Annotated in this window: 16 protein-coding genes; 3 read left to right on the forward strand and 13 right to left on the reverse strand. The window is 53.4% G+C overall.

What is annotated here, in order from left to right; all coding sequences use genetic code 11:
* Positions 1-147: 147 nt before the first annotated feature.
* From B5D40_RS14270 to B5D40_RS14330, 13 genes are all read right to left on the reverse strand, one after another.
* Complete coding sequence (locus tag B5D40_RS14270) at positions 148-1062, reverse strand: major capsid family protein (protein ID WP_078777456.1); 915 nt, start codon at positions 1060-1062, stop codon at positions 148-150.
* 10 nt (positions 1063-1072) lie between these two features.
* Positions 1073-1489, reverse strand: a complete 417-nt coding sequence (locus B5D40_RS14275; RefSeq protein ID WP_078777457.1) for a structural cement protein Gp24 — start codon at positions 1487-1489, stop codon at positions 1073-1075.
* Between the two features lie 3 nt (positions 1490-1492).
* The gene (locus tag B5D40_RS14280) at positions 1493-2605 is read right to left on the reverse strand and encodes a DUF2213 domain-containing protein (protein WP_078777458.1); all 1113 of its coding nucleotides are present in this window, start codon (positions 2603-2605) and stop codon (positions 1493-1495) included.
* Between the two features lie 132 nt (positions 2606-2737).
* Positions 2738-3154 (reverse strand): type II toxin-antitoxin system HicB family antitoxin, encoded by a 417-nt coding sequence (locus B5D40_RS14285; protein WP_078777459.1) that lies wholly within the window; start codon positions 3152-3154, stop codon positions 2738-2740.
* 36 nt (positions 3155-3190) lie between these two features.
* Positions 3191-3388, reverse strand: a complete 198-nt coding sequence (locus B5D40_RS14290) for a type II toxin-antitoxin system HicA family toxin (protein ID WP_234978180.1) — start codon at positions 3386-3388, stop codon at positions 3191-3193.
* A 168-nt stretch (positions 3389-3556) separates the two neighbouring features.
* Positions 3557-3862: a hypothetical protein gene (locus B5D40_RS14295; RefSeq protein WP_078777460.1), complete on the reverse strand. Its 306-nt coding sequence runs from the start codon at positions 3860-3862 to the stop codon at positions 3557-3559.
* Positions 3841-4095: a hypothetical protein gene (locus tag B5D40_RS14300; protein WP_143394565.1), complete on the reverse strand. Its 255-nt coding sequence runs from the start codon at positions 4093-4095 to the stop codon at positions 3841-3843. Before B5D40_RS14300 ends, B5D40_RS14295 begins: the two co-directional genes overlap by 22 nt.
* Before the next feature lie 139 nt (positions 4096-4234).
* Positions 4235-4537: a hypothetical protein gene (locus B5D40_RS14305; RefSeq protein ID WP_143394564.1), complete on the reverse strand. Its 303-nt coding sequence runs from the start codon at positions 4535-4537 to the stop codon at positions 4235-4237.
* On the reverse strand, positions 4522-4764 hold the full coding sequence (locus B5D40_RS14310) for a BrnT family toxin (protein ID WP_078777463.1): 243 nt from the start codon (positions 4762-4764) through the stop codon (positions 4522-4524). Before B5D40_RS14310 ends, B5D40_RS14305 begins: the two co-directional genes overlap by 16 nt.
* Before the next feature lie 135 nt (positions 4765-4899).
* Positions 4900-5169 (reverse strand): CopG family antitoxin, encoded by a 270-nt coding sequence (locus B5D40_RS14315; RefSeq protein WP_143394563.1) that lies wholly within the window; start codon positions 5167-5169, stop codon positions 4900-4902.
* A 20-nt stretch (positions 5170-5189) separates the two neighbouring features.
* Complete coding sequence (locus B5D40_RS14320) at positions 5190-5495, reverse strand: BrnA antitoxin family protein (protein ID WP_078777465.1); 306 nt, start codon at positions 5493-5495, stop codon at positions 5190-5192.
* A complete protein-coding gene (locus B5D40_RS14325; protein ID WP_078777466.1) occupies positions 5492-5770 on the reverse strand; it encodes a DUF4258 domain-containing protein in 279 nt (92 codons plus the stop codon). The genes B5D40_RS14320 and B5D40_RS14325 overlap by 4 nt, the downstream gene beginning before the upstream one ends.
* Positions 5771-6188: 418 nt before the next feature.
* Complete coding sequence (locus B5D40_RS14330) at positions 6189-6431, reverse strand: hypothetical protein (RefSeq protein ID WP_143394562.1); 243 nt, start codon at positions 6429-6431, stop codon at positions 6189-6191.
* A gap of 201 nt (positions 6432-6632) precedes the next feature.
* Between B5D40_RS14330 and B5D40_RS15770 the strand changes: the two genes are divergently transcribed.
* The 3 genes from B5D40_RS15770 to B5D40_RS14340 all read left to right on the forward strand — a co-directional run bounded on the left by B5D40_RS15770 (position 6633) and on the right by B5D40_RS14340 (position 7896).
* Complete coding sequence (locus B5D40_RS15770; RefSeq protein ID WP_158222215.1) at positions 6633-6791, forward strand: hypothetical protein; 159 nt, start codon at positions 6633-6635, stop codon at positions 6789-6791.
* Between the two features lie 167 nt (positions 6792-6958).
* Positions 6959-7465: a hypothetical protein gene (locus tag B5D40_RS14335; protein ID WP_144319715.1), complete on the forward strand. Its 507-nt coding sequence runs from the start codon at positions 6959-6961 to the stop codon at positions 7463-7465.
* A gap of 212 nt (positions 7466-7677) precedes the next feature.
* Positions 7678-7896, forward strand: a complete 219-nt coding sequence (locus B5D40_RS14340) for a hypothetical protein (protein WP_143394362.1) — start codon at positions 7678-7680, stop codon at positions 7894-7896.
* The last annotated feature ends 44 nt before the right edge of the window (positions 7897-7940 follow it).

The following is a 7940-nucleotide window of genomic DNA, read 5'->3' on the forward strand; positions in this document are numbered from 1 at the left end:
CTTACCGTAAACAACCGCGTGTCTTGTTTTGTTTGTAACAATCATTTTCGTTCTCCGGTTTTTAATTTATGTCAAAAATTTTCAGTCAAAAATCCGGAACCCATGGGGGTTCCCCCCCCCCAAGGGAGTACCGGATTAAGAAAGAAACTACACGCCGTCGGCGTAAACGATGGCCTTCGGGTTCTTGATGACCGTGCCGCCGATTCGTGCGTAGCAAGGCACCTTGAAGTGCAGCGCACATTCCTGCGGAGCCTTCTGGCGGAAGGGGATGGGCAGGACGTAGGAGACAACGTTCGCAGCCTTCTTGTAAAGGACGGCGCGGTCCTTGGAGTTTTCGCCGATGCCGTCGAGCTTGCGGGATTCCTGCCAGTCCGTGATTCCCTGTTCGCGGAAGACCGTCTTCAGGTGGTTCAGGATGGTGGTGGAATCGGTGGCGCTCACGCTGGCGGTCGCGATGTGGCTGAACGCCCCGTGCGGCAGGATGATGGTGTCGAGTACGACTGTGCCGCCGTTCAGGGCGTACGCGCCGTCGATTATCGCCTGTACGCTCTCCACGATTTCGTCCTTTGTCTTGGACTTGAAATCGGTGGTGCCCTTTGCGCCCGCCGCGATGGCGACCGGGGTCACGTTGGAGTTGTTGAAGAGGCCTTCGATGCCAACGGACTTGTCGCCGACAAGAAGCACCTCGTCCACCTTCTCGTCGATCTTGCGGCGAGCGGTCTCGGCGTCGTCGCGGGAGAGGTCGATGCCGGCGGTGAGCCACTGCATCACCTCGGCCTCGGAATAGCCGTAGCTGTCCGCAATCTGACGGATGGTGACCGTCCTGAGTTCCATTGCGCGGGAAACGGGCGGCAGGTCCTCGGCGTAGTCGCTGATGAACTTGGCGATGCCCATTTCGGAGAGGACCTTGTACGTCCAGGAATCCGCCCATTCGCCGACGCCGCTCTGGCGGGGGATGAATGCGGTGGCCTTGAGGGCTTCGCGTTCGAGGCCGTAGGTCTCGGTGGCTATCTGGTTGAAAAGCCGACGGATGTCGTTGAGCTGCGAGTCTGTAAATTTCATTGATTCCTCCTTATGCGATTTCCAGTTCGGCGAGTTCGCCGTCCTGCGCGTTGGACTTGAAGTAGCCTCCGGCGATGGCGGTTCCGGCGGTGGCCGTAGGAAGTCCGCTGCCGTCGTCCACGTATGCGGGCTGTCCGGCCAGCACTTCGCCCTTGACCTTCACCCAGACGCGACCCTTCTTGACCACGTTCACGGCGTCGCCCTCGTCGTAGCCGTCGCAGACGGTGGTGCGCTGGGCGATTCCCAGAAGGATGCCGTCGCTTTCGGGCTTTGCCGCATAGACCTTGCCGGTCTCGCCCTTCTTGCCCCAGAGAGCGAAGCCGCCTTCGGAGTCCTTGGAATCCTGGAGGATTCCAGTTTCGATGGAATGGAGCACGAACGGGAAGAGAAGTCCCGGAGCCCCCACTTGGTTTCCTGAATAAGCCATGGCCTATCCCTCCTTTTTAGTTCCGTTGAGTTTTCCGCACATGTCGGCGTACGCCTTTTCCGGGTCATCCGAATCGCAGACGTTGAAGCCGGATTCGAGGCCGTTGCCCTGTTTCCGTTTTCCGGCGGAATCGCCGAGCGAAATCACGGCGGAATCGAAAGCCGAGGCCACGTATTCTGCGCTCTTGCCTTCCACGTCCATGCGGTCGCCGAACGCCTTCTTGATGACGGCCTTGCGGATGTCATCGTCGGAATCCTTGGCGGTAACATCGCATCCGCAGGACTTGGCCTTTTCGACCAGTTCGAGCTTTGCGGAAACGGCCTTTGCAATGGCCTCGTCGTCCATGCGTTCGGCCTTCAGCTTTTCCACTTCTGCGGTCGCGGCGTCGCGGGCGGCCACCGCCTTGTCCATTTCGGACTTGAAGCCAGCCTCCCTGTCCGAAGCGTCCTTCAAGGCCTTTTCAAGCTTCTGGACGCGTTCCACGACCGCCTCGTCGGCCTGGCACTGCACGCCGTCGATAATCATCGTCTTCATCTTTTCTCCTTCCGGGAACTCCCGGCGGTTGTCGGTTTCAAAAAACATTGCGTCGGCGTTGTCGCCGATCCTGAACTTCACCCCGTCCCCGGCGCGGCCCGCCTTCACCAGCGCGATGTGGTTGTAGCGGATGCACGACATGACTTCGTCGTATTCGCTGCCCTGCCAGTTGCCGCCTTCGCGCGATATGTCCGCCGAATATCCGCAGGAAACAGCCTCCACGTCGCCGCACTCGATGGCGTCTATCGCCTTCCTGTCGGTCACGGTAATGGTCACGTAGGCGTTAAGGCCGTCCCATTCCGCGTCAGTGCCCGAAAATCCAACGGACAGGTTGCGCGCATTGTCGGGCGTCACGTCGTCTGACGGATGCAGCAGCGTCACGGGTTTTCCGTTCAGCGTGCCGAAGCTTTCCGCATCGCCCACCACTTTCACAGGGCGAAGCCTGCGCAAGGTGCCGCCATCCCCGCGATAGGAGAAGACGCCGGCCCCAGTGACGCGGATGCGGCCGGTAAGGTATCCCTCCGGAGTCCGCCGGAAAAGCGACGGCTCGAAGTCGGTGAAGTCCCTCAAGTTCTTTTTCATCAACTGAAAATTAGCCCCTGAACGGGCAAGGATGGGCAAAACCCCGAAAGATTCCGAAAGATTCCTAAAAACACCGAAAAAGGCAAAAAAAACGCCCCGGAAAAGGGGCGCGCATGAGGGAAGTGCCGTATCCTACACCAGCCGCACTTCAAGCTTCTTGCCGAGGGCGTCGGCCAACTTGATGAGCGTAGATACGGAAAGGCTTGATTTGGGGTCCTCCAAGCGCTGGTACGCCTGTCTGGAAATGCCCATGCGGCGGCTGATTTCGGCGGCGGACTTGCCCCGGCGAGCCTCGAACACGGAGTAGGCGATTGCCAGACGCTCGTCCACGAACACGGGGAAAAGCCGCCTTTTCGGGTCAGCCTTGGTCTTTGCTTCCGGGAGAGGGTCGCGCCTGTCCAGCATTACGGAAAGCACCCCGTCGAGGCATTCCTTTGCCATCTGCTTGGCCTCTTCCATGCTGTCGGCGCAGGTGAAAGCCCCCGGAACGTCCGGAAACTCCACGCCGATGCCATCGCCGTCCTTGAAGAATCTTGCAACGTAGTTCATGATGACTCCTTTTTTAGGGAAGAAAGGGCGGGGACCCTATTTGAGTCCCGCCATCTTGAGAATCCTGTTCAGCGTCCCCGGTTTAAGGTCTTTTCCGCCGTGGTCCGGAACCGGTATCGGCGGGAATCCCTTTTTCTCGTATATCCAGTGCGAACCGTGTATCCGAGCGAGTCTGAATCCTGCATCCTCAAGCATCTTCTTTACTTCTCTTGCTTTCATGTCTATAATACACATTATTTTATTTACTATGTCAAGTATTTTTATTACATAAAGTTGAATAATTTCAAAAAAAATGCAAAAAACGCCGCTGCAAGCGTCGCTGCTCGTTGCATTGGACGATGATTTTTTATAAAAAAGCCCGCCCAGCCGGGCGGACTCTCAAAATACGTGATATAGCATTCCCTACTTCGCCGCTTCCGCGAGGACCGTGTTCACGTATGTCTGGTATCGCATCCCGGCTCGGGCGGCGTTCCTTTTCAGCCCCGCGATGACGCCTTCGGGGATTCGGAAAGTGGCCATCTTCCGCGAGTTGGCGGCGTTCCTCTTCTTGGCGGCCTCGATTGCTTTTTGAATGGCTCCCGGACCGGAGAACGACAGCCCGTTCTTGACGGCCCATCTGCTGTCTTCCAGTTCCTCTTCCTCGGAGCGGTTTTCAAAGTATGCCGCTTTTTTTGCGGCGTCGAGTTCTATTTCGTCAATCTTTTCCATTGGTTGTCCCTCAACTTGAAAGCGGTTGTTACGGTGTTTGTCACGTAGGAATAGACGACCTTGCAGAACTTTCCGGAAAGAACCGCATAGATCTCGATGCAGTCTTCGTACTCTTTCGACTGTTCGGCCTTGACGACCGGGATTTTTTCATCGAACAGATCCCGTACATCCTGCTCGGAGATGGAGCACTCGGCCATGTGTCCTTTTGCGTGGTCGCTGATTCTTACGTTCATGTCCACAATATACAAAAGTATTTACTATTTGTCAATACTTCTAACGAAGAAATTTCTATACCCCCCTCTTTCTCTTTTCCCCAGTATCCAACAGAAAAAGCCCGCCAATTCGACGGACTCTCAAAATCCGTGCGAACGCCTACACGGCAGCCTTGGCCAGCGTCTCTATGGCATATTCGCTGTATTTAACGCCGCCTTTTTCTGCGTTCCTTTTCAGCCCTTCGATGACCCACACGGGAAGACGGAAAGAAGCCATTTTCGTTTCCTCACGCCTGCGGCGTTCCTTGATGGCCTTCACCGTATCGGCCCACGGCCCGTCGGAGACTATGGCGGAGCCGTCCCTGATTCCATCCTCGAACAATGCGGTGAGGTCGCTTTCGAACTCATCCATTTCCGCCGCGGTCATTTTCGCGTTTTTATTCACCTTCATTTTCTTTTCCATATTTCCTCCTCGTCCTTGTGCGCCCTCCGGGCTGTTACGACGGTGTAAAGGTCCTTTTCCAGCACGACAACCCAGCAGTCCCCGTCAATCTCGCCCAGAGCGACATATCTGTCCGGGTTGGATTTTGACCGGACGAGAATCCGCTTCCCGTTGATTAGCTTTGCGGCCATCTCCGGCGTGAAGTTCCTCTCGTCGAACTTGTCGAACGCGTGCTTGATTATCTTCATGCACTTAATATACAAAATGTATTACATTTTGTCAATACGTTTTTTTTATTTTTACAATCCCCCCTTTCTCTTTCCCCCCGTACCCAACAGAAAAAGCCCGCCAATCGGGCGGGCCAGTGAATCCGTGAATGCGCCCTACACCGGCACCTTGAACGAGATGCCGCCGGTGACGTACCGATGGATGATGCTGTTGATGAGCGTCTGGTATGGCATCCCGGCGGCCTTCGCCATTTCCCGGATTCCCCGTAGGTCGTCCCCCTGCATCCTGATGGAAATCACCTTGGCGGCTGGCGAAAGGACATTCTTGGCTTCTTCGTCGGACAGAATCCTGTATTCGCCATTGTTCACCGCCTTCATGATTTCGGCCTCTTCCGCGTCAATGGGTTCGTCGATAGCCTTTAGCATATCGCCACCGCCTTCCATCACTACACCATCGCAGCGTCCAGAATTTCGTTCATCAGCGTCTGGTACCCGATTCCGTCCGCAGACGCCCTTTTCTTGTACCGCTCGATTACGCGGACAGGGACCCGCAGCGTGACGGGCTTCGTCGCGTTCGTCCTCCTGCGTTCAGCAATCTCCCGCATGGTCTCGGTCGCAGCCTTGCGCAACGTCTCCACGTTCATTTCGGAATCCGCATCCGGGGAAACCTTGCCAGCCTCGAAAGCGGCAAGGATCTCGCGCTCTTCGTCGTCCAGCCCGTATTTTTCGGAATGTTCGGAAAAAGAAATCATTTTTTGCCTCCGTGTCTTTTGGTAGCCTTCCTGCTGGGGAATGCCGTTTTCAGGAACATGGTCCCGTCCGATTCTCTGACGTATGGGACTATCCACACGTATCCTCGCAACGCCACTTCCGCGATTCTCTGGTTCGGATACCTTTCCGAATTTGGATGCGGAAAATCCCCAAGAACTCCACCGTTTTCCATCGCATCGACGATTTCCTCGAAGGACACCGCCCTTTGCCCGGATTTCAGGATTTCGTTCTTTTCGGAATTCCAGTTGAACTTCATGAAACAAATATAGCTCTATATTTACTATTTGTCAATACATTTTGTCAAGTATTTTTTCTTGAACTTTTTTGTTTAAAACCCCCTCGACTCCGCTCCCAAAAGAAAGAACCAAAGAAAAAGAGTACAGAGGGTCTTATATACAGAATTCTTCTTAATGGAGAGAGTGGTATTACTACTCCTATTACTGTTACTACTACTTCTACTACTGAAAGAAGCGTAGTTTTTTTTTTAACCTAATAGGTTTTTAGAAAACCTAGCAGGTTATTCTAGGTTTTTAGAAAACCTAAATCAAACCTAACCAAAACCTAGCAGGTTATTATGAAAAAAGAAGACATCCTTTATATTTACGCCCTTGCTGAAATCGCTTTGAAGAATAAAAAGATTCAAGAAAAAGCGTTGCGGCTTATTGTAAAAAAACTCAGGATTTGCCTAAATCCGCCAAAGCTTTTTTAAGCCCTCGCATAAAATCATCCGGAGTCAATTCTTTTTCGATGATTTTTTCACCTGCTTTATAATTGACCCCAAACAGAGATTCAACCGAAGCTCCAGCTTCCAGCAATTTGGCTAAAGTTTCATAAGTAGGACGAATTCCGTTTTTCTCCCTGTCATAAGCCCACTTATATATAGCTTTGCTATTCCGCATTTCCGCAAGTTCTGCCAATTGCTCCAAAGTCAGACCGGTCTCGGACATAACCGCTTTTATATTCACTTTCCTGTCGTTCATATCGGCAAAATAGACATTTCACCTAAAAAAGAAAAAAAAGTTTCAAAAAAAGTGAAAAAAAGGATTGACTTTTTCAAATAAAGATACTATTTTATACTCAAACGAAACAAAAGTTTCTTAATCTGAAACCGAGGACCTATGAAAAAGACGATAGCCGTGAAGTTTCCACTGGAAATGCAAAGCTTTTTCGATGGCATTAGAAAAAATCGAATAAAAAAGATTTTGCCCTCCACGAACACCGCAATTGCAATTGATGCCGTTAAAAATCTTTATGCTCAGGAATGCAATAAAAAATGAGCGCTTTTTGGACGAAAGTAGAGTGGAAAGTGTTTATCCGTCACTTTCGGAAAATGACCAAAGAGCAAGCCGGTGAAGATGTGATGAAATCAATGGATGACCTCGAAGAAATGAATGATTCAGGCACTTCTTTCGGTGCAAAGATGGTAAGGATGGCTAACGAAAGAATGAATAGCAGAGCAGCAAAGGCATCAGTCGCCAACGGCTCCAAGGGAGGCCGCCCACGCAAGAATTCCCCCGACACGCGGGGAGGCTCGGCAAGCCCGGCGGGGTGCGCTGCTGGTAAGCGCATCCCGCCACAGGAATCCACAACCGCCGCGGGTGAATCCGCCGAGAAACTCGATCCTCCTAACATTGGCGGTTCCGCGGCAAGCGCAACGCAGGTGGCAGCTGCGCGCGCCGGGGGTGTTGGCGCACCCCCCAAAGTTTCCGCTAAAAGCCCGGCGGAGGGGTGCGCAACTGGTAAGCGCATCCCCCCGCCCTCCACGGCGGAGCTCTACGACTTCGCCGAGGCCGCAAGGCTCTCCGATGCCGACGCCCGCGAGTGGTGGGAACTCTGCACCGAGCGCGACTGGAAGGACCGTTCCGGAAAGCCCATCAGAGACTGGAAAAAGGCCTGCGAGACCTATTGCGCAAGGCGCGCCATCAACCGAATGGCAAAGGGAGAAACGTGAATGTACCCGAATGTACCCAATGTCACCGAATCTAGCACGCCCTCGCCTTGCAGTCCGGGCGTTAAACGGACTGCGAAGCCTTCGACTGCTCACCGCTAACGCCCTGCCGGGAGGCGCAAAACCCCGGCGAAACTGAGGCTCGGCTAAAGCCCGTCCCCGGCACGACGTTAAAAGGCCGGAAATTTTGAACCCTGAACCAAAAGGAAATGAAAATGGAAAAGGAAAACGAATTTGTCCCCTTCACGTGGGAGGACCGCCGGAACCTCTGGGGGCGCATCTACCGCCGCAAGGACTTCCCCAACGTGGAATTCATGGTCTCGAAGATGGAGAACGATGAAGGCTTGCTCCGGGTGGACGATCGGAACTCCGAGTTAATGCTCGACATTTACGAGTTCGACGACGGTACTCCGTTCGGAAAAATCAAGGAATAACCAACAAAAAAAAGGAAAAACGGAAATGGAAAACGAAAAGAAGA

Origin of the sequence: Fibrobacter intestinalis (genome assembly GCF_900167415.1) — a bacterium.
Classification (GTDB): domain Bacteria; phylum Fibrobacterota; class Fibrobacteria; order Fibrobacterales; family Fibrobacteraceae; genus Hallerella; species Hallerella intestinalis.